The following is a 20,084-nucleotide window of genomic DNA, read 5'->3' on the forward strand; positions in this document are numbered from 1 at the left end:
TTGCCCGCACTGGCCCCACGGGAGGCCGCGAAGAGGGGTGCTGCCTGCGCGCACCGGCCCACCGAAGCCCTGGAAACCAGGGTCGGGCCCTCCCCGCACTCGGCCCACGGACCCCGCGAAGCGGGGGGTGCCCCCTCTCGGACCGGCCCACCGAAGCCTTGGCAAAACGGGATACCGCCCCTCCCGAAGCGGTCCGGCCGGTACCCCTGGCGAGGCGGGGTGGTGCGCCCCTCACCGCACCACCCGCCTCGCGTCCGCCCCCTCGTCCGGCTGGCGGCCACGGAGGTGGTGCCGCCCCCTCGCGGCACCACCTCAAGCCCACGGGCGCCGGGCGAAAATCCGACCGGCGCCACCCCCAGCGGACTGGCCGCGCGCACCAGCGCACCAGGGTCCCCCGTTGGTGTCGATCGTGGCGGATGCCGCCACACGGAACGCACACAGAAACCCGGCCCGGCCCGCGCACCCAGACGGTCGGCTCGCGTACCCAGGCGGTCGGCTCGCGTACTCAAAAGGTCGGCTCGCGTACCTGCACGGTCGGCTTACGAACCGACCCCCCAGGCACGACAACCGACCCTCCAGATACGCGAGCCGCCCCTCCGGGTACGGCGGCCGAAACCGGGCGGGTCAGTCCTCGCAGGTGCCGGCCGTCGCGCGGAAGAGCTGGGCTCGGGATCCGCCCACCGGGCGGATCTTCACCGGGGGGTCCGCCGCCGGCAGCCACACCGACTGGCCCCTCCGCAGCTCGACCTTCTCGCCGTCGTCCGCCGTCACCAGCAGGTCGCCCGCCGTGCACAGCAGGATCTGCGGGCCCACGCTGTCGACCGAAATCTCGTCGTCCTGGCCCTCCGGCCACTCCACGCGCGACAGCTCGAACTCCGGGGCGTCCGTGTGGTACACCGCCACGCGCCCGCCGGAATCGCCGCACTGGACCGGCATCTCGCCGCACGCGAAGTCCACCACCCGCAGCAGCTCCGGGACGTCCACGTGCTTCGGCGTCAGGCCGCACCGCAGGATGTTGTCCGAGTTCGCCAGGATCTCCACGGCCGTCCCGTGGAGATACAGGTGCAGGTTGCCCGCCGGCAGGTAGATCGCCTCGCCCGCGCGCAACGTCAACCTGTTCAGCAACAGCGCCGCCAGCACACCCGCGTCGCGCGGGTGCGCCTCACCGAGCTCCAGGATCGTCCGGCACTCCACCGCGAACTCGCCGTGCTCCTGGACGTGCCGGACGCACGCGTCCAGCACCTCCGGCAACAGAGCGTCCAGCGACGGCTGCGGCAGCGTGATCCACGTCGTGAACAGCGCGCGCAGCCCGGACGGGTCCGGCTGGGCCTCCAGCAGCCCCGTGTACTTCGCCAGTCCCGGCGTCTCGATGGCCTTCAGGAGCTTCACCGTCCGGTCCGGGGTGCGGAACCCCGCCAGCGCGTGGAACTCCGTCAGCGCGCACACCAGCTCCGGCTTCGCCGTCGGGTCCGGGTAGTTGCGGTTCGACGCGTCCCGCGGGATGCCCAGCCGCTCCTCGCGGGCGTGGCCCTCCGCGGCCTGCGCCGCCGACGGGTGCGCCTGCATCGACAGTGGCTCCTCCGCCGCGAGGATCTTCAGCAGGAACGGGAGCCGCCCGCCCCAGCGCTTCGCGCACCGCTCGCCGAGCTGGGTCACCGGGTCGGCCTCCACCAGCTCGAGCAGGCTCCGCTCGGTCCCGTCGGGGCCGATGACGTGCGACGGGTCGCCCGGGTGGGCGCCCATCCACAGCTCGGCCTCGGGGTGCGGCGCGGGTACCGGACGGCCCAGCAGCTCGGGGATCGCCGTCCGCGATCCCCAGGCGTAGGGCCGCACCGCGTTGCGCAGCAGCTCCACTGTCACCTCAACTCCACTCCTTCGGCACCGGCCGGGGCCGGTGCTCGGCGGGTCTCACGCCGTCGCGGGTGCGAAGCGGCCCGCGCCGCCGATGCTGCCCGCGGCCAGCCCGAGGTAGACCGCCGCCAGTTCGAACCGCAGTGCCAGCACCGCGGCCCGCACGATTTCGTCGGCCTCGATCTCCTCGGCCGGCGCGATGACGTCCGCACCCGGCAGCAGATCCTCGGCCTGGAAGCGCGCCGCGTCCGTGGCCGGACCGGTGCGCACCGAGAGCAGCAGCACCCGGGTGGGGATGTCACCAGAGGGATCGTCCGGATCGGCGAAGATGTCACGCTCTCCGCCGCCTGATTGCGCCGCGCGCCGCAATGCGGGACGCGCCAGCGCCTGACGATAGTCCTCGACGTCGCACACGGTAGCCGCGTGGGCCGCAAACGCGTGCGCAGCGTGTTCGCCGACGGCGACCGCGACCGGGTCCAGCCCCCACAGCAACGGCACGCGATCGGCGACGCGCAGCGCCAGCGCCTTGGCCGGGTTCGCGAACGACTCCCGGGCCAGGTAGTCCTTCTCGGCTTCCAGGTCCAGCTGGTCGGCCAGCGCTTGGACGTCGGAAATAAGCAGGCCCAGCGCGTTCGCGGTGAGCAGCCCGGCGGCCAGGCCGCGCGGGAACGCCAGCTCCGGCGGCACCGGGATGCGCGGCGCCAGCAGGATGCCCTTGCCGGCCACGGCGGCCGCCACCGGGCCTTCCGACGGCGCCGAGAGCACCACCGAAGCGCCATAACGGGCCGCGCGCTCCAGCGACGCGGCGAGTTCCCGGTCACCCGGGTCGTCGGTGTGCGCGAAGACGACGTCGAGCGCACCGATCCAGCTCGGCACCACCTCGGCGACGACCACCGGCACCGGGCACGACGGCGCCAGCAGGGCGGCCAGCAGCCGCGTGAGCGTGCGGCTGACCCCCGGCCGGTCGATCAGCACGACGGCGCGCGGGCGGCCCATGTCGAGCCGTTCGGACAGCTCCAGCTCCGCGGCCAGCTCGGCGGTCGCCCGCACCTGGGCGCCGGCCATCGCGGCGGCACGGAGCAACCCCGCGCTGTCGGCCTCGGCCAGCCGCGCGGGATCGTCGAGCAGCGAGTCGTCAAGCACTGTCGGCATCGGGATTTCCGCCGTTCCCGGGCAGGGTCGCCTCGTCCAGGAGCAGCACCGGGATGCCGTCACGGACCGGGTACACGCGACCGCACTGGGTGCACGTCAGCGCGTCGGCCTCGGGGTCGTCCGGGGTGCCCGGCCGGAGCGGGGCGTGATCGGGCGACGGGCACGCCAAGATCTCGAGGAGCTGGGCGTCGAGCGTGATGGCCATGGTTCCTCCATACCACGCTGGGAGGTGTGATGAAGGGCACCTTCAGGACACAGTTCGGCCCGGCGGCCCGCCCTTCATCGTGGACGGGGTCAGTTGCGGATGATCGCGAGCACGTCTTCCACCAGCGCCTGCACGGCTTCGGCGTTCGCCGCTTCGACGTTCAGCCGGAGCAGCGGCTCGGTGTTCGACGGGCGCAGGTTGAACCAGGCGCCACCCGGCAGCTGCACGGTGAGGCCGTCCAGCTCGTCGAGCTCGACGCCGGAGCGGGTGCCGAAGATGTCCTTGACGGCCATCATCTTCGCGACCTGGTCGTCGACCGTGGAGTTGATCTCACCGGACGCCGCGTAGCGCGAGTACGCGCTGGTCAGCTCGGACAGCGGGCCGTTCTGCTCGCCGAGGGCGGCGAGGACGTGCAGCGCCGCCAGCATGCCGGTGTCGGCGCGCCAGAAGTCGCGGAAGTAGTAGTGCGCGGAGTGCTCGCCGCCGAAGATGGCGCCGGTGCGGGCCATCTCGGCCTTGATGAACGAGTGCCCGACGCGGGTGCGGACCGGCTTGCCGCCGTGTTCGGCGACGATCTCCGGCACGCCCTTGGACGTGATCAGGTTGTGGATGATCGTGCCGCCCGGGTCCTTCGCCAGCTCGCGGACGGCGACCAGCGCGGTGATCGCGCTCGGCGAAACGGGTTCGCCGCGCTCGTCGACGATGAAGCAGCGGTCGGCGTCGCCGTCGAAGGCGACCCCGGCGTCGGCGCCGACCTCGCGCACCTTCGCCTGCAGGTCGACGATGTTCGCCGGGTCCAGCGGGTTGGCCTCGTGGTTCGGGAAGGTGCCGTCGAGCTCGAAGTACATCGGCACGACGTCGATCGGCAAGCCGTCGAAGACGGTCGGGACGGTGTGCCCGCCCATGCCGTTGCCGGCGTCGACCACGATCTTCAGCGGCCGGTTGCCGGACAGGTCGACGAGGTTGCGCAGGTAGGCGGCGTAGTCGGCGAGGACGTCCCGCTCGGTGATCGTGCCGCGCTGGCCCTCGAAGCCGGGCACGCCCTGCTCGACGGTGTCGCGGATCTCGGCGAGGCCGGTGTCCTGGCCGACCGGCGACGCGCCGGCGCGGCACATCTTGATGCCGTTGTACTTGGCCGGGTTGTGGCTGGCGGTGAACATCGCGCCCGGCATGTTGAGCGAGCCCGAAGCGAAGTACAGCTGGTCGGTGCTGGCCAGCCCGATGCTGACCACGTCGAGCCCCTGCGAGGTGACGCCCTCGGCGAACGCCGCCGCCAGCGCCGGTGAGGAGTCGCGCATGTCGTGGCCGATCACCACCGAGGGCGCTTCTGGCTTGATGAGCAGGGCGAACGCGGCGCCGAAGTCGCGGACGAGGTCCGCGTCGAGCTGCTCGCCGACCACGCCGCGAATGTCGTAGGCCTTCACGATGCCCGAAAGGTCTGGCACGCCGTCTCCCCGCGAATAGTCGTCCCGGCGCCCGCTGCGCCGCGCGGAAAGCCTACCGGCGAGGTGAGTGGGTTACGCGTTCAGGCGCGACCGGGCAGGACCCGCAGGTGGCCGCGGCGCCCGGACGGGCCCTCCGGCTCGGGCGCGGGGGCCGGTTTGCCGGGGCGGCCGGCCTCGCGCACGGCCTCGGCCAGCGCGGTCAGTTCGTCGGCCGACGGGTCCGGCGCGGCGAAGGCCCCTTCGTGCCGGACGACTTCCCACCCCTTGGGGACGGTCAGCCGCAGCGCGTGGGCTTCGCAGAGGTCGTACGAGTGGGGCTCGGAGGCGGTGGCCAGCGGGCCGACGACGGCGGTGGAGTCGCTGTACGCATACGTCAGCGTGGCCACAGCTGGCTCGAGACAGCCAGTACGCGAACACTTCCGTACGCTCCGCACGAATCGAAACGATAGCGCGTCGCCGCAAGCTCCCGAGGAGCGACACGCACTGGGACACGCCGACCGCATAGACTTCGGTGGTGGCGACGGCTCGTGACTACCGACAGCGGCGGCGCTCGCGACGGGACCGGCACGGCCGGGGCCTGCGCGGGACGCTGTATCCGGCGACCCTGCCCGCCGCCGCGAGCCGCGCGGAACGCTTCGACGCCCTGGTGCTGGACGCCCTGGAGCCGATCGAAGCCCGCTGGCGCCACGAGCTGACCAAGCTCGACGTGGCGGTCGACGACGTACCGGAGGTCCGCGAGAACGGCCACTCCCCAGCGGACGGCGTGCTACACGACGGCGCGGTGCCGTTGTCGCGGCTGGTCCCGGCCGGGGTGGACCGGACGGGACTGCCGACACGGGCGCGAATCGTGCTGTACCGGCGGCCACTGGAGGCGCGGGCGAAGGACCCGTCAGAACTGGCGGAGCTGGTGCACGACGTGCTGGTGGAGCAGGTGGCGGGGTACTTGGGCGTGGAGCCGGACGTCATCGAAGGCGAGTAGCGCCCACTCGACGGCCGTTGCGGCTCTACGGGCTTTACGGGGCCCGCTGCAGAACCGCCGGCCGGCAACGGAAGACGACCAGAGACGTCACCAGACCTCCCCCGGCCCTCATCCCAGCCGCAGTTCAGTCGACCCACAACCCCCGCGCGCGTAGTGGGGACCCCCGGTTCTTACGCTACCGCCCACCACCGACAGTTTCCGGCCGCCGCCGAGGCGGAACGGCCGTCAACAGCGTGAACAGGACCGCCGCCAGCTGGGCCAGCAGCAGCAGATTTCGTTCCGTTCCCGGGTACTCCACCGTCACCTCCGACGACGCCGGCGGCACCGACACCGCCACCTGGTGGCCCCACGCCGGCACGATCGGTACCGGTTTGCCGGCCACCGCCGCCTTCCAGCCCGCCTCCTGCTCCGCCGCCAATACCAGCAACCGCCCGGTGGGGCCGTCGGATACCCGGACCCGCACGTCCGGGAGGTCCGCCCGGACCGGCGCCACGCCCGGAGCGTTGCCCGGTGCGCCGCCGCCCGTGACCGCCGCCTTCGCCTGTTCCGGGGAGATCAGGATCACCTGGCCCGCCGGCGGGAGGAGGCGGAGCACCGCGCGGCCGTCCGATGTCGGCGCCGCCACCGAGAGGAGGTCCTTGGCCAGCGGCAGGTACGCCTGCGGGTCCACGCCGGGCGGGAGCACCACGTACTCCACGCCCGCGGCCGCGGCGGCGGCCAGCACGCGCTGGACCGCCGCCGCGTCGCCTTGGCCGAGGTCGTGGCGCCACGCCGCCAGGCGGGCCGGTGTTCCCGGGGTGGGGGCCAGCTCGTCGTCGCCGTAGTGCGGGAGGCGGCCGCCGATCTGGCGGGTTGCGTCCGGGGCCACGTCGAGCACCGAACGGCCGGACACCGCCAGCTCGGCCGCGACCTCCGGGGCGAGCGACGGGCGCTCGCCCGCCCGGAGCGGCCCCTGAGAGCCGACCAGCACCGCGCCGGCCGCCAGGGCCAGGAACACCGCCACGCCGGCGACCGCGAAAACCTGCGGTAGCCAGGTCGCCGGGACGCCGGCCGACCCGCCGCGCTGCCACGACCCGAGCACCACCCATAGCAGCCCGGCGCCGACGATCAGCAACGGCACACCCGCGTAGCCGTGCGCCGGGGCGCCGCCCTGCATCGGGACCGCGGTGACCAGCCGGACCAGCACCAGGCCGCCGCCGCCCAGCGCCGCGAGCGCGAGGCCGCCGGCGGCAAGCTTCGTCGGCCGGACCACCACGGCCACCAGCGCCGCGGCGATCACTGCGACACCGATGGGCCACGCGCCCGGCCCGCCCGGGTCGAGCCCGGCGAGATCGGTGCCGGAAACCGCCGCGGCCGCGCCGCCGAGCCCCTGCACGAGCAGTTCCGGGTGCCGGAGCAGCACCGTCGGCCACGGCAGCAGCAGCGCCAGCGGCAGCAGCACCACGATGCCGACCGACGCGATCCGGCGCGCCAGGCCGGTCGGGGCGGGCAGCACGACGAACCCGACCAGCAGCCCGGCGAGCGCGAGTGCGTGCGCGAGCGGCGAGAACGCGCCGAGCAACGCCATCCCTATCGCTGATAGAGCGGACACGTGCAGCCAGCGCGTGTCCGCGTGCACGAGCAGCCCCGCGATGCCCGCGGCCACCAGCGGCAGCACCAGGTGCACGACGACGACGTCGAGCCGGCCCTGCGCCACTCCGGCGGTCGCGGCCGGCAGCACCGCGTACGTCGCCGCGACGACGGCACGCACCCAGCGGCGCACGCGCAGCCGCCGAGTCGCGACGTATGCCCCTATCGCTGATAGAGGGATGTCGCCGATGAGCAGGATCGCCACCAGTGCGGGCGGACCGCCGAGCGGAGCGAACACCGCGCCGAGCGTCCCTATCACTGGTAGGGACGCCGCCGCCGGTGCGCCGGTGCCGCCCGCGATCGCGTGCCACGGCACCAGGTACGACGACCACAGCTCGCCCAGGCCGGCGACGGGCAGCAGCTTGCCGCCGAAGAGGTCGAGGCCGAGCCGGGCCCGGTTGACGACCAGGCCGAGCGCCGTCAGCACGACGAGCAGCACGACCGGCGGTGCGAAGACCGTGGCCGCGAGCACCCGGCGGCGGTTCACCTCGACGAAGACGAGCTCCGGTTCCGGCTCCGGGGCTTCGGGGGTGTCTTCGGCCACCGGCGCCGGGGTTTCCGGCAGCGCTACGGCGACGAGCGTGCCCGGCTTGCGCAGCCCGGACCCGCGGGCGCTGAGCCCGCGCAGCGCGCCCGCCGGCAACGCGTCGGGGCCGACGGGGCGGTTCTCGCGCGCGTCGAGCGCCTCCGGCGTCACCCACGCCGACTCGGTTTCGACGGTCTCGGGCACCCGGCCGAGCGCGACTTCGTTCTCGACGCCGCGGCGCACCAGGCCGACGACGCCGGCGCGGACGGCGTTGCGCAGCCGCGTCCCGCGGCCGGTGAAAAGGCCGCGAACCGTGCCAGGCCGCGGATTCCGCCGTCGTCGGTCGCGTGCGGCGCGCAATCCGCCGCGTCCACTGAGGAGGTACCCGGCCGCGGCGAACTCGGCCCGCGCTTCGCCGGTGCGGCGCAGCAGCACGAAGGCGAGCGCGCGCAGCACCGAAAGGAGCGGGAGCCGGATCATGCCGAGCCAGAAGGAAAACGGCGAGCAGTTCACCAGGAACACGCGCAGCCCGTGGGCGCGGTTCGCGGCGGGCAGCGGGCCGGGGAGGGCGTCCGCCGGCCGCCGGCCGGTGGTGAGCGCACGGGCGTGCCGGACGCGGGCGACCGGGACGGACAGGACCATGCCGCCGGCCGCGTTCGCGCGCCAGCCGAAATCGAGATCCTCTCGCAGCAACGGGAATCCGGGATCGAAGCCGCCGAGGGTGTCCCAGGCGTCGCGGCGCACGAGCGAGCCCGCGCTGGGCACGGCGAGCACCTCCACCGGGTCCTCGCCGGTCGCGGCGATCTGCTGGCGGTGCCCGGAGGCGTCGGTGGACAGGCCCGCTTCGACGATCAGCCGGGGGTCGGTCCAGTCGATGCCGAGCGGGCCGAGCACGGTCGCCGACGGCGTCTTCGTGGCGACGTCCAGCAGCTGTTCGAGGCAGTCGCGCTCGGGTGCGCAGTCGTCGTGCAGGAGCCACAGCCACGATCCCGGGTCGTCGCCCCAGCGTTCGGTGGCGTGCTCGACGGCCGCGGCGACCGCGGCGGCGAAGCCGGTGTCACCCGGCAGCGTGATGACGCCGGAGAGCACGGGAGAAGAATCCGGGCCCGGGTCGGCGACGGCGTCGGCGAGCAGCCGCGGGGTCGCGTCGGTGGAGCCGGTGTCGACGGCGAGCACGTACCGGGGCCGTACCGTGCTGCGGCGCAACGAGGAAAGGGCCAGCGGCAGCCAGGTTTCACCGTTGTGACAGACCACAATGGCCAGAACGGGGGCGGTGCGCGGGACGGGCGGCGCGGCGGTGCGGGGCAACGAACGCTCCAGATCAGGCGGCAGTCGGTCCGGCCACCCTACGGCCCCGGTCCGTCACCCGATGGTGAACCCACGCCGTCCCGCCAAAAGAGAAATCGCCGGTGACGCAAGCATCACCGACGATTTTCACAGCGACCAAGACCCGATCCCGACCCATCCACGCCCAGCCGAGCATCCACGCAGACCCGAGCCTTCCACGCAGGCCCGACCCGGCGGGGGGTCCGGGGGCGTGCCCCCGGGCGGGGTCTGGGGGTTGCACCCCCAGAAGACACCTGAAGCGCGAGCGTGGTTCGCGCTTTCCGCGAACACACCTCGCCCCTCGAACCGCTTCAGACGGCTCGTTTCTTCAGCTTGCGGCGCTCCCGCTCGGACAGACCGCCCCAGATGCCGAAGCGTTCGTCGTGGGCCAGTGCGTACTCAAGGCACTCGTCCTTGACCTCGCAGCCCAGGCAGATCCGCTTGGCTTCCCTGGTGGAGCCGCCCTTCTCGGGGAAGAACGCCTCCGGGTCCGTCTGCGCGCACAGGGCGCGTTCCTGCCAATCCTGCTCTTCTTCGGTGGCATCGATGAGCTCGGTGAGATCTCCCAGAGCCTGCTCCGGGATCTCGCCCCAACTCATGACGTGCCCCCATTCCTTCCCATCGGCTTCCAACCGCACGTCCGCCTCCTCGCTCCCTAGCACTCCCCAGGCTGGCGGTGGTGAAACGACACTCGCCGTCCCCTCTCGGCGGCGAATGACATCACTGTGATTACACCCGTGTAGTGCGGTCAGGTCAAGCGGAGTAGCGAGTTCGGGGGACGTTCCGGCCCGATCGCGCAAGGGGACACGCCGGTAACTTCACACCGGGCATACGGAAGACTGGAGCACGTGCAGAAGTCAGCAGTGCGCCCCAGCCCGGTCTTCCTCGGCATCCTCGCGCTCACCGTCGCCGGCGGTGTGATGGCCGCGTTCGGCTACGTCGACCCGTACTTCGTCCGAGATCACGACACGCTGGCCGTGGCCGGTGTGGTGATCTTCGTCGCCGCCGGCTGGGTGGCGTCGCTGACGCTGCACGAGTTCGGGCACGCGATGGTCGCCTACCGCGGAGGCGACTACAGCGTCGCCCACAAGGGTTACCTGAACCTCGACGTCCGGCGGTACACCGATCCCGTCCTGTCGATCGTGCTCCCGCTGATCTTCCTGTTCATCGGCGGCATCCCGCTGCCGGGTGGCGCGGTCTGGATCAACCGGGGTGCGCTGCGCTCGCGGGGGACGTCGTCGTGGGTGTCGCTGGCCGGCCCGCTCAGCAACCTGGCCGTCGGCGCGGCGCTGTGCCTGGTGGTCGCGCTGATCCCGATGGCGCCCGGCCTGGTGATCGCGATGTCGTTCCTCGCGTTGCTGCAGGTCGTGACGTTCCTCCTGAACATCCTGCCGATCCCGGGCCTCGACGGCTGGGGCGCGATCGAGCCGTACCTGCCGCCGCAGGCGCGCGCGTTCGGCGCGCAGGTTCGCCCGTGGGCGCCGATGATCCTGTTCGCGATCCTCTGGCTGTTCCCGCCGGCGAACGCCGCGCTGTGGGACGGCGCCGGCTGGATCTTCGACGCGCTGGGCGGCTATTCCGGCGCCGAGAGCGGGTTCTTCCTCTTCCAGTTCTGGAAGTACTGAGGTTTGAACCGGGCACCGCGCGGGAATGATCAGCGCGGTGCCCGCGGTCAGCGGCGCTCGGTCAGCCAGACGTGCGCGCGCTTCCAGACCACCCGCAGGCCCGAGCGCTCCCCCAGGTAGTCGCCCGCCGCGCCGACGACCGGGAGCATGCCGAGCGCGCGGTGGAACAGGTTGCCGCGGGGGCGCTTCTCCAGCTCGCCCGTGATGCCCAGCAGGCCGCGGCCGAGGCGCCAGAGCGTGCGGCCCGCCGCCTTGACCGTCGCCTTTCCGTGCTTCTTCTCCGACGCCGTCAGTTCCTCGGTCAGGCGGGCGGCTTCGTCCGCCTCCGCCGCCTCGTCGTGATCCGCGTGCCGGCCCGCCGCGAGGTCGGCGTCGATCTCGCGCTCGAACAGCACCCACGCGATGAGGCGCACCCGCGTGCCGACGTCGGTGACGCCGTACTCGCCCGCGATCGCGCACAGCAGCAGCCCCTGCGACGCCGCGCCCAGGGTGTCCTGGACCGGGAGGCGGTCGGCCAGTGCGCCGCCGAGGCCCGGGATGGACGTCAGCAGCGCCGTGAAGCGGCCGACGCGGTTCATCCACCAGCTCGACCGGTCGTAGCCGGTCATCCGGGCCCACGCCGCCGTGCCGGGAACCTTCACCGACGTGACGCCGTGGATCAGCTTCGCCTTGAGCCCGGACTCGACCTCGGCGAGGTCGTCGGCCGCCCGGGCCTGCAGGCCGAACGGGTCGGACTCGCGCAGCGCGTCGAGCATCGGGCCGCACGCCCGCACGAACGGCCGCAGCACCGCCACGACCTGCCGGTCGGAGATCGCCTCAGCCACGTCCCGGTCTCCTTCCCACCGCCCGGCCCGGCCCGCCGCCGAGCACCATGGCGCCCGGCAGCGCACTCGCGCCGAGCAGCAGCAACGCCCGCCAGTCCTGGATCAGCACCAGGTCCCCACCCGGGCCCAGCAGGCCGACCCCGAACACGACGAGCACCCACACCGCGAGGGGTACCCAGGAAAGTCCCGGCCGCACCAGCTTCGCGGTGGTCCACACCAGCCACGGCGTCGTGACGGCGCCCACGAGCACGGTCACCGGCACCGGGGCCGCGCCGATCCGCAGCGGCAGGAAGAACAGTTCCAGCAGCGCGAGCAGCACCGTGTCGACGGCGAGCAGCGCGAGCAGCAGGCCCTGCTCGAGCGTCAGCCGGTCGTCCACGGTCACAGCCCGCCGAACAGGTCGTGCTCCGCGCCTTCGGCCGGGCCGTGGGCGAGCACGAAGGAGTCCCGCGCGAGGATCGGCTGGGCGATCTCGTTGGTCAGCGCGAAGTACGGGACATCGCCGTCGACCACGGCCAGCTGGGTCGCGTGGGCGCGCAGGGCCGCCAGCTTCGCGGGCAGGTACGCGGCGACGTCGAGGACCGTCGTGATCTCTTCGTCCGGCGTCGTGGGCAGGTCGTCGTCCTCGGGCACGTCGAACACCGGGTCGTCGGCGCGCAACGCGGCCAGCCCGGCACGCACCGCGCCGCGCGGCGCGACCGTGTGGAAGACGCGCTGCACCGACCCGGCCCGCGTCGCCGCCGCCATCGTGATGTCGTGGGCGCGGATGTGGTCGGGGTGGCCGTAGCCGCCGAAGGCGTCGTAGGTGACGACGACCTGCGGCTGGACCTCGTCGAGCAGCTCCCCCAGCTGCGCGGCCTGCTCGGCCACGGAACCGCCGGTGAACGCCCGCGGGTGCGACGCCGACGGCGTGCCCGCCATGCCCGAATCGCGCCAGCGGCCGAGCCCGCCCAGATAACGATGCCGTGACACCCCCAGCGCGGCGCACGCGGCCATCAGCTCGTGGACGCGGTAGCCGCCCAGCTGGTCGGCGGTGTGGGCGCGCAGGCCCTCCAGCTCGCCGAGGTCGGCCATCACCTCGCCCTCCTCACCGAGCGTGCAGGTCACCACGGTCACCTCGGCCCCTTCGGCGGCGTATCGTGCGATCGAGGCGCCGGTGGTGATGCTTTCGTCGTCGGGATGGGCGTGGACGAACAGCAGCCTGCGCGATACCGGGGAGATCACGGGTTGAGCGTAATTCCCGTGCTCCGACCTTCGTCGGGGACACCCTCGGTTATCCTCGCGCGAGTCGCGACCGCCGCGTCGTGACCGTCTGTACCCCCACGAAGGGCATCTGGTGAGCACTGAAGCAACTTCGGCGGACGTCGCCGGCGTGTCAGGATCGGTCCTGTCCATCTCCGACCTGAGCGTGTCGTTCCAGACCGAGGACGGCGTCGTGGACGCCGTCAAGGGCATCGGGTTCGACGTGCAGCCCGGCGAGATCGTCGCCGTGGTCGGGGAGTCCGGGTCCGGCAAGTCCGTCACGTCGATGTCGGTGCTGGGCCTGCTGCCCAAGACCAGCCGGATCGCCGGCGAGCTGCGCCTCGGCGAGCGCAACCTGGCGGACCTCAAAGAGAAGGACATGCAGAAGATCCGCGGCAACCAGGTCGCGATGATCTTCCAGGAGCCGATGACGGCGCTGAACCCGGTCTACACGGTCGGCTGGCAGCTGCGCGAGGCCCTGCGGTCCCACCTCGACATCGCCAAGGACGCCGCGGACAAGCGCGCGGTCGAACTGCTCGACATGGTCGGCATCCCGAACCCCGAGCTGCGGTTCAAGCAGTACCCGCACCAGCTCTCGGGCGGCCTGCGCCAGCGCGTCGTCATCGCCATGGCGATCGCGTGCGACCCGAAGGTGATCATCGCCGACGAGCCGACCACGGCGCTGGACGTCACGGTCCAGGCGGAGATCTTGGGCCTGCTGCGCAAGCTGCGCGACACCCTCGACACGGCGATCGTGCTGATCACCCACGACATGGGCGTCGTCGCCGACATGGCCGACCGCGTGATCGTGATGTACCAGGGCGAGATCGTCGAAGAGGCGCCGGTGCGCGAGCTGTTCGCGTCGCCGAAGGAGGACTACACCCGGCGGCTGCTGGCCGCGGTGCCGGTGCTCGGCCAGCGTCCCGAGGGCCGCCGTCTGCTCGACGACGCCGGCATCGCCACCGACAGCACCGAGGCGGCCAAGATCGCCGAGGAGATCCGGCTGGCCGACGAAGAGCTCGAGGCCGTGATCGAGGAGGCCGCGCCGGCTCTGGAGATCAAGAACCTCGTGCTCGAGTACCCCGGCCGCCGCGGCCAGAACAAGAACCGCGCGGTCGACGACGTCTCGCTGACCATCGCCAAGGGCGAGATCGTCGGCCTGGTGGGCGAGTCGGGCTCCGGCAAGTCGACGGTCGGCCGCTGCGCGGTCGGCCTGCTGCGCGCGACCGAAGGCACGATCGCGATCGCGGGCAAGGACATCACGACGATGTCGGCGAAGGAGATCCGGCCGCTGCGCCGGTTCTTCTCGATCGTGTTCCAGGACCCGGCGTCGACGCTGGACCCGAAGATGACGATCGGCGAGTCGATCTCCGAGCCGATGGTGCTGCACAAGGTGCTGTCCGGCAAGGCGCTGTCGGCGCGGGTGCGGTCGCTGCTCGACAAGGTCGAGCTGGGCGGGCACTACATGAACCGCTACCCGCACGAGCTCTCGGGCGGCCAGCGCCAGCGCGTGGCGATCGCCCGGGCCCTGTCGCTCGACCCGGCCCTGCTCATCGCGGACGAGCCGACCTCGGCGCTGGACGTGTCGGTGCAGGCCCGCGTGCTGGACCTGTTCCTGGACCTGCAGCAGTCGCTGCAGTTCGCCTGCCTGTTCATCAGCCACGACCTGGCGGTGGTCGACCTGCTGGCCGACCGCGTCGCGGTGATGCAGCACGGCAAGCTGGTCGAGGTCGGCACGCGTGACCAGGTGCTGCACTCGCCGCAGCAGGAGTACACGAAGCGCCTGCTGTCGGCGGCCCCGGTCGCGGACCCGATCCTGCAGGCCGAGCGCCGCGCGGCCTGGGAGGCCGGCCGGCTGGCCCCGGTGGCCGACTGACGGACGAACGGCGAAGGGCCCGCACTCCGCTGGGGTGCGGGCCCTCCGTCGTGTCTGAAGGGTCATCACACGCGATCAGGCGGCCATCTCGCGTGATCGGAGGGTCGACACGCGTGATCGCGCAGGCATCAGCCGACGCGGATGCGGGGGTCCAGGATGCCGTACAGGAGGTCGGCGATCAGGTTGGCGATCACCACGCTGGCCGCGATCACCACCAGCCAGCCCATCAGGACCTGGGGGTCGTTCTTGTTGACCGCCTCCACCAGCAGGGTGCCCATGCCGTGCCAGTTGAACACCGTCTCCGTGATGATCGCGCCCGTGACCGTGGCGCCGAAGTTGACCGAAAACAGCGTCATCACCGGGATCAGGGCGTTGCGGAACGCGTGGCGCCAGATCACGCGGCTGTTCGACACGCCCTTGGCGCGCGCGGTGCGCACGTAGTCCGCGTTCAGGACCTCCAGCATCGACGCCCGCTGGAAGCGGCTGTACGCGGCGAACGTGATCGCCATGATCGACAGCGTCGGCAGGAGGAACGCGCCGACGTACTTCGCGAGGGCGTCGCCGACTCCGGTGGCCGAGAGGCTCTCCGGGCTCGTCGTGCGCAGCCACGGGTCGCCGAGGACGTCGGACAGGCCCAGGTCGCGGACCCAGATGTTGGCGCGGATCGCGTAGCCCTTGAGGACGATCGCCACGCAGAAGATCGGCATCGAGAACATCAGGAACGCCAGCGTCGTCGCCAGGTAGTCCCAGATCGAGTACTGCCGGACCGCGGCGAGGACACCCACCAGGACGCCGAAGAACAGGGCCAGCACCGAGGCCGTCAGCACCAGCTCCAGCGTCACCCGGAACGCCGCCATCACCTTCGGCTGGACCGGGGCGAACGCGTTGCCCTGGGCGATCGAGATGCCCCAGTCACCGGTCAGGAAGTGCCCGAGCCAGCTGAAGTAGCGGGCGACGACGCTCTGGTCCAGGCCGAGCTTGTGCTCGGTCTCGGCGATGGCCGCCGCGCTGATCCCCGGTTTGCTGCGGATCTCGCCGAGCGGGTCGCCGGTGTTGGCCACCATGACGAAGCAGAGGAACGTGCCGACCAGCAGGACCGGGATGGAGATGACCAGCCGGCGGAACACGTAGAGCACGAGATTCATCCGAAACCCCCAGGTCCGGCGATCCCTCGCGAAAACGGACGCGGGGGCGACCGGAACCGGTCACCCCCGCGTCGTGCGTTCAGGCCTTCATTCTCCGCTGACGCGGGTCGAAGGCGTCGCGGAGACCGTCACCGATGAAGTTGATCGTCAGTGAAATCAGCACGAGCACGACGAACGGCCCGAAGAACAGCGCCGGCCGCGTCTGCAGCTGGGCGTAGTTCTCCAGGATGACGCGGCCGAGCGAGGTGTCCGGCAGCTGGACACCGAGGCCGATGAACGACAGCGCGGCTTCCGCCAGCACGGCCTGCGCGACCGCGAGGGTCGCGTTGACCGTGATGCTGCCGACCATGTTCGGCACCAGGTGCTTGAAGATGATCCGGAACGTCCCGGCGCCCGAAGCGCGCGCCGCGTCGACGAACTCGCGCTGGGACAGCGACATCGCCTCGGCGCGGGTGATCCGGGCGATCTGCATCCAGCCGAACGCCGCCAGCACCAGCGCGACGATATACCAGGAACCACCGCCGAACACCTTGGCGAGGATGGCCGCCGCGGCGATCTGCGGGATGATCAGGAACAGGTCCGTCACCCGGGAGATCGCCGAGTCGGAGAACCCGCGCAGGTAGCCGGCGACCGCGCCGAACACGACGCCGATCACGGTGGCCAGGATCGACACCGTGAGCGCGATGAGCAGCGAGTACTGCGTGCCGCGCAGCACCTGCGACACCATGTCCTTGCCCACCTGCGTCGTCCCGAGCGGGAAGTCGGCGTTGGGCTTGGCGAACGACGGGAACGAGCTGTCCTGGTAGCCGTGCTTCCAGAAGATCGGCATCAGGATGCTGACCAGCACGATCAGGAGCAGCACGGCCGTCGACGCCATCGCCAGCTTGTGGTGCAGGAACTTGCGCAGGACCAGCTTGCCCTGGCTCCGCGGCTCGGGCAGCGCGTCCGGGGGCAGCGTGCCCTCGGCCGAAGCGGTTTCGCTCGCGAGAAGAGAGTTCAAGTCAGCCAACGCGAATCCTCGGGTCCAGGATGCCGTACATCAGGTCGGCGATCAGGTTGGCGACGATGACACTGCTGGCGATCACCACGAGCCAACCCATCATCACCTGAGTGTCGTTCTTCGTGACGGCTTCCACCAGCAATGTGCCCATACCGTGCCAGTTGAACACCGTCTCGGTGATGATCGCGCCGGCCAGCACCGAGCCGAAGTTGACCGAGAACAGCGTCGACACCGGGATCAGGGCGTTGCGGAAGGCGTGCCGGAAGATGACCCGGCCGTTGGCCAGGCCCTTGGCCCGCGCGGTGCGCACGTAGTCCGAGTTCATCACCTCGAGCATCGAGGCGCGCTGGAACCGGCTGTACGCGGCGAAGCTGATCGCCATGATCGACAGCGTCGGCAGCAGGTACGCGCCGATCGTGCTGGTGATGAAGTCGCCGACGCCGTCGGTGCGCAGCTGCTCCGGGCTGGTGGTGCGCAGCCACGGGTTGCCCAGGACGTCGGACAGGCCGAGGTCGCGGACCCAGCCGTTGATCTCGATCGCGTAGCGCTTCAGCACGATCGCGACGCAGAAGATCGGCATCGAGAAGAGCAGGAAGGCGAGGGTGGTCGCGAGGTAGTCGATGATCGAGTACTGCTTCACGGCGGCCAGCACGCCGACGATGATGCCGATGATCAGCGCGAGGATCTCGGCGCCGACGACCAGCTTCAGGGTGACGCCGAAGGCGGCCATGACCTTGGGGGCGACCGGCGCGAGGGCGTTGCCCTGCGCGATGGAGATGCCCCAGTTCCCGCTCAGGAAGTCACCGAGCCACGTGAAGTAGCGGGGCACGATGCCCTGGTCGAGACCGAGCTTGGCGGCCGTCGCGGCCAGCGCTTCCTTGCTGATCGTCGGGTTCTGCCGCAGCTCGCCCAGCGGGTCACCGGTGCCGGCGACCATGACGAAACACAAGAAAGTCCCGACCAGCAGGACGGGAATCGATATCGCCAGACGGCGAAGGATGTAGATCACCAGGTTCAACGAACTGCTCCTCATCCGGGCCTGGTCGTCAGAAGTGCGCTGGACCGCTACCCGGTTGTCTACCGTAGTGGCGGTAACCCTACGGTCAACAGCTACTTCCGGTGGGTACCGGGGCCCGGCTTGTGGCCGGACCCCGATACCCGCCAGGTCATCTGGAGCGAGGGGAGTGAAGAGGCGGGGCGAGCCCTACTTCTTCTGCTCCCACTCGCCGGAGTTCCACAGGACACCGTCGTACGACTGCATGTAGACGCGGTCGATGCCCTTGAACGCCCACATGCTCGGCGTCTGGAACAGCGGCAGGGTCGCGTAGTCGTCGGCGATGGCCTTGTCGGCCTCCTGGTACTTCTGCAGCTTGACCTGCTCGTCGGTCGCCTTCACCGCAGCGTTGTAGGCGTCGTCGATCTTCGGGTCGCACAGCGCCTGGTAGTTCTGCTCGCCGCCCTTGTCCGGGCAGATGTAGATCGAGCGGGACTCCGCCTTGAACGGCTGGGCCGACCAGCCGAACAGCGCGACGTCGTAGTCACCGGTCGAGACGCGGCCACCCTTGAGGAAGTTGGCGTCGGTCTCGTCCTTGACCTCGATGCCGGCCGCCTTGGCCTGCGAGATGATGATCTCGACGGTCTGGCTGCGGCGCGCGTTCTGGTTGTGCGTGATCTTGAACGAGGCGCGCTGGCCGCCCTTGGCGAAGATGCCGTCGCCGCCCTTGGCCCAGCCGGCGTCGGTCAGCGTCTTGGCCGCCGCGTCGGCACCCAGGCCGGCCTTGCTGCTGTACAGGTCGGTGTAGCCCTCTTCACCCTGGAAGAAGACGACGCTGTTCAGCGGCTCCGCGTCCGCCTGGACCTCCTTGAGCAGCTTGTCCGTGATCTCCTTGCGGTTGATCGACTCGATGAAGGCCTTGCGAAGGTCCTTGTCGGCGAACATGCGCTTGAAGTTCAGGTCGAGGTGCTCGTAGGTCAGCTGCGGGGCCGAACCGTAGACCACGCCCTGGGCCGCGAGGCCCTTCATCGTCTGCGCCGCGGTGGCGTCCGGCTGGGTCGACGCGGCCACGTCGATCTCACCGTTCTGCAGCGCGGTCGCCATGGCCTTGGTGTCTTCCATGGCCTTGACGATGATCTTCGACGGGCCGCCCTTGCCGCCCGCCCACATCGGGTTCTTCTCCAGCGTGACGGCCTTCTGGTTGGCGTCGAACGCGGTGAGCTTGTACGGGCCCGACGACGGCATGATGTCCGCCTTGAAGCCCTTCCACTCGTTCGTCCAGAAGTCACCGGCGGCCTTGATCTGGGCCGGGTCGCCGGTCGGGGCCAGCTTGGTGATGTCGGCGATGCCGGTCTTCGACTCGAGGACGTGCGCGGGCATGATCGCCGGCGCGTTGAACAGGCCCTTGTAGTCGAGGTAGGGCTCGCTGTAGTCGGTGACGAAGGTCAGCGCGTCCTTGCAGGTCGCCGTCTTGATCAGCGAGTACCCGGTGGTCGAGGCCGAGTTGAACGGGTTCTTGCCGTCCGGGCCCTTCGCGAAGCCGCTCTGCGACAGCCACGCCAGGTACATGTCCTTGCAGTCGTACGGCTGGCCGTCCGACCACTTGATGTTCGGCTTGATCTTGTAGGTGACCTGCTGCGGGTCCTTCTGCGTGATGTCCCACGACTCGAAGATGTCGTTGTTCAGCAGCACCTTGTTGTTGCCGTCGAGCTTCAACGTACCGGAGAGCACCGCAGCCAGGACGTAGTTGTTGTACGAGCTGTTGGTGTCCGGGGTCTGGTTGTTGTACCCCGAGTACCCGTCGTCGATACCGATCGTGACGGTACCGTCGTACGGCTTCGTGTCCGCGAGCTTGAACAGGTCACCGGTTTCGGCCTTGCCGACAGCCATCGCCTTGACGTCGGTCGACGATCCGTTCTGGTCGGTGTTGCCCGAGCCCGAATCGCCGCCGCTGCAGGCGCTCAGCAGCAGCGAGGCGCCGGCGACGAGCGACAAAGCGGAGACTGCTTTGGATCTCCTCATGAAGTGTGCCCTCCTAGCACTGAGCCCTTGAATATCGGGACAAGGGCCCACACCGCTCCGGTTTGGATGGGCCGGAGCCTACGACACGCCAAGCGACACTCAACTGGCGCACTGCGGGAGCACGCTAGAAAGGAAAAGCACCGACAGTCACCAGTTCAGGGTCGATCGTGACCAAAGGGTGACTTCCAGTCGACATCCAGAAATACGACGGTTACCTCATGGATTCACAACGTCCCACTCGAA

At 70.8% G+C, this 20,084-nt stretch carries 17 protein-coding genes; 3 read left to right on the forward strand and 14 right to left on the reverse strand.

Features of this window, described 5'->3' with window-relative positions; genetic code table 11:
* Window positions 1-624 precede the first annotated feature (624 nt).
* The 5 genes from manA to C2L59_RS06290 all read right to left on the reverse strand — a co-directional run bounded on the left by manA (window position 625) and on the right by C2L59_RS06290 (window position 5,087).
* Complete coding sequence (gene manA, locus C2L59_RS06270; RefSeq protein WP_103348553.1) at window positions 625-1,854, reverse strand: mannose-6-phosphate isomerase, class I; 1,230 nt, start codon at window positions 1,852-1,854, stop codon at window positions 625-627.
* A gap of 54 nt (window positions 1,855-1,908) precedes the next feature.
* Window positions 1,909-3,003, reverse strand: coding sequence for a hypothetical protein (locus tag C2L59_RS06275; protein ID WP_199198930.1), 1,095 nt, complete (start codon window positions 3,001-3,003; stop codon window positions 1,909-1,911).
* On the reverse strand, window positions 2,987-3,208 hold the full coding sequence (locus C2L59_RS06280; RefSeq protein ID WP_103348555.1) for a Trm112 family protein: 222 nt from the start codon (window positions 3,206-3,208) through the stop codon (window positions 2,987-2,989). The genes C2L59_RS06275 and C2L59_RS06280 overlap by 17 nt, the downstream gene beginning before the upstream one ends.
* A gap of 89 nt (window positions 3,209-3,297) precedes the next feature.
* Window positions 3,298-4,653, reverse strand: coding sequence for a phosphomannomutase/phosphoglucomutase (locus C2L59_RS06285; RefSeq protein WP_103348556.1), 1,356 nt, complete (start codon window positions 4,651-4,653; stop codon window positions 3,298-3,300).
* Window positions 4,654-4,733: 80 nt separating this feature from the next.
* Window positions 4,734-5,087, reverse strand: a complete 354-nt coding sequence (locus tag C2L59_RS06290; protein WP_026468546.1) for a DUF3499 domain-containing protein — start codon at window positions 5,085-5,087, stop codon at window positions 4,734-4,736.
* Between the two features lie 80 nt (window positions 5,088-5,167).
* On the opposite strand from C2L59_RS06290, the gene C2L59_RS06295 reads away from it, so the two are divergent.
* Window positions 5,168-5,632, forward strand: a complete 465-nt coding sequence (locus C2L59_RS06295; RefSeq protein WP_004559274.1) for a metallopeptidase family protein — start codon at window positions 5,168-5,170, stop codon at window positions 5,630-5,632.
* Window positions 5,633-5,807: 175 nt separating this feature from the next.
* Here the strand turns inward: C2L59_RS06295 and C2L59_RS06300 are convergent, their stop codons facing one another.
* Window positions 5,808-9,095, reverse strand: coding sequence for a glycosyltransferase family 2 protein (locus tag C2L59_RS06300; RefSeq protein ID WP_103348557.1), 3,288 nt, complete (start codon window positions 9,093-9,095; stop codon window positions 5,808-5,810).
* Window positions 9,096-9,424: 329 nt separating this feature from the next.
* Complete coding sequence (locus tag C2L59_RS06305; protein WP_161790928.1) at window positions 9,425-9,712, reverse strand: WhiB family transcriptional regulator; 288 nt, start codon at window positions 9,710-9,712, stop codon at window positions 9,425-9,427.
* 264 nt (window positions 9,713-9,976) lie between these two features.
* Between C2L59_RS06305 and C2L59_RS06310 the strand changes: the two genes are divergently transcribed.
* Complete coding sequence (locus tag C2L59_RS06310) at window positions 9,977-10,738, forward strand: site-2 protease family protein (protein WP_103348558.1); 762 nt, start codon at window positions 9,977-9,979, stop codon at window positions 10,736-10,738.
* Window positions 10,739-10,785: 47 nt separating this feature from the next.
* On the opposite strand, the gene C2L59_RS06315 is transcribed toward C2L59_RS06310, so the two are convergent.
* The 3 genes from C2L59_RS06315 to mshB are packed head-to-tail and all read right to left on the reverse strand — an operon-like array spanning window position 10,786 to window position 12,786.
* Window positions 10,786-11,562, reverse strand: coding sequence for a hypothetical protein (locus C2L59_RS06315; protein WP_103348559.1), 777 nt, complete (start codon window positions 11,560-11,562; stop codon window positions 10,786-10,788).
* Complete coding sequence (locus tag C2L59_RS06320; protein WP_103348560.1) at window positions 11,555-11,947, reverse strand: hypothetical protein; 393 nt, start codon at window positions 11,945-11,947, stop codon at window positions 11,555-11,557. Before C2L59_RS06320 ends, C2L59_RS06315 begins: the two co-directional genes overlap by 8 nt.
* Window positions 11,944-12,786 carry an N-acetyl-1-D-myo-inositol-2-amino-2-deoxy-alpha-D-glucopyranoside deacetylase gene (gene mshB / locus C2L59_RS06325; RefSeq protein ID WP_103348561.1) on the reverse strand — a complete coding sequence of 281 codons (843 nt, stop codon included), beginning with the start codon at window positions 12,784-12,786 and terminating at the stop codon, window positions 11,944-11,946. The genes C2L59_RS06320 and mshB overlap by 4 nt, the downstream gene beginning before the upstream one ends.
* Before the next feature lie 112 nt (window positions 12,787-12,898).
* Here mshB and C2L59_RS06330 point away from each other — a divergent pair, with 112 nt between their 5' ends.
* On the forward strand, window positions 12,899-14,680 hold the full coding sequence (locus C2L59_RS06330; protein ID WP_199198931.1) for an ABC transporter ATP-binding protein: 1,782 nt from the start codon (window positions 12,899-12,901) through the stop codon (window positions 14,678-14,680).
* 128 nt (window positions 14,681-14,808) lie between these two features.
* Here C2L59_RS06330 and C2L59_RS06335 read toward each other — a convergent pair whose 3' ends face one another.
* From C2L59_RS06335 to C2L59_RS06350, 4 genes are all read right to left on the reverse strand, one after another.
* Window positions 14,809-15,825, reverse strand: coding sequence for an ABC transporter permease (locus C2L59_RS06335; RefSeq protein ID WP_103348562.1), 1,017 nt, complete (start codon window positions 15,823-15,825; stop codon window positions 14,809-14,811).
* 79 nt (window positions 15,826-15,904) lie between these two features.
* A complete protein-coding gene (locus tag C2L59_RS06340; protein WP_103348563.1) occupies window positions 15,905-16,834 on the reverse strand; it encodes an ABC transporter permease in 930 nt (309 codons plus the stop codon).
* Window positions 16,827-17,843, reverse strand: a complete 1,017-nt coding sequence (locus tag C2L59_RS06345; RefSeq protein WP_103348564.1) for an ABC transporter permease — start codon at window positions 17,841-17,843, stop codon at window positions 16,827-16,829. The genes C2L59_RS06340 and C2L59_RS06345 overlap by 8 nt, the downstream gene beginning before the upstream one ends.
* A 186-nt stretch (window positions 17,844-18,029) precedes the next feature.
* Window positions 18,030-19,841: an ABC transporter family substrate-binding protein gene (locus C2L59_RS06350; RefSeq protein ID WP_199198932.1), complete on the reverse strand. Its 1,812-nt coding sequence runs from the start codon at window positions 19,839-19,841 to the stop codon at window positions 18,030-18,032.
* Window positions 19,842-20,084 lie beyond the last annotated feature (243 nt).

Origin of the sequence: Amycolatopsis sp. CA-128772, from assembly GCF_002904295.1 — a bacterium.
GTDB lineage: Bacteria > Actinomycetota > Actinomycetes > Mycobacteriales > Pseudonocardiaceae > Amycolatopsis.

Excerpts from the sequence above, each read along its gene's own strand:
- C2L59_RS06275 (WP_199198930.1), bottom strand. The coding sequence starts at position 3,003 with ATGCCGACAGTGCTTGACGACTCGCTGCTCGACGATCCCGCGCGGCTG.
- C2L59_RS06280 (WP_103348555.1), bottom strand. The coding sequence starts at position 3,208 with ATGGCCATCACGCTCGACGCCCAGCTCCTCGAGATCTTGGCGTGCCCG.
- C2L59_RS06305 (WP_161790928.1), bottom strand. The coding sequence starts at position 9,712 with ATGAGTTGGGGCGAGATCCCGGAGCAGGCTCTGGGAGATCTCACCGAG.
- C2L59_RS06335 (WP_103348562.1), bottom strand. The coding sequence starts at position 15,825 with ATGAATCTCGTGCTCTACGTGTTCCGCCGGCTGGTCATCTCCATCCCG.
- C2L59_RS06350 (WP_199198932.1), bottom strand. The coding sequence starts at position 19,841 with ATGAGGAGATCCAAAGCAGTCTCCGCTTTGTCGCTCGTCGCCGGCGCC.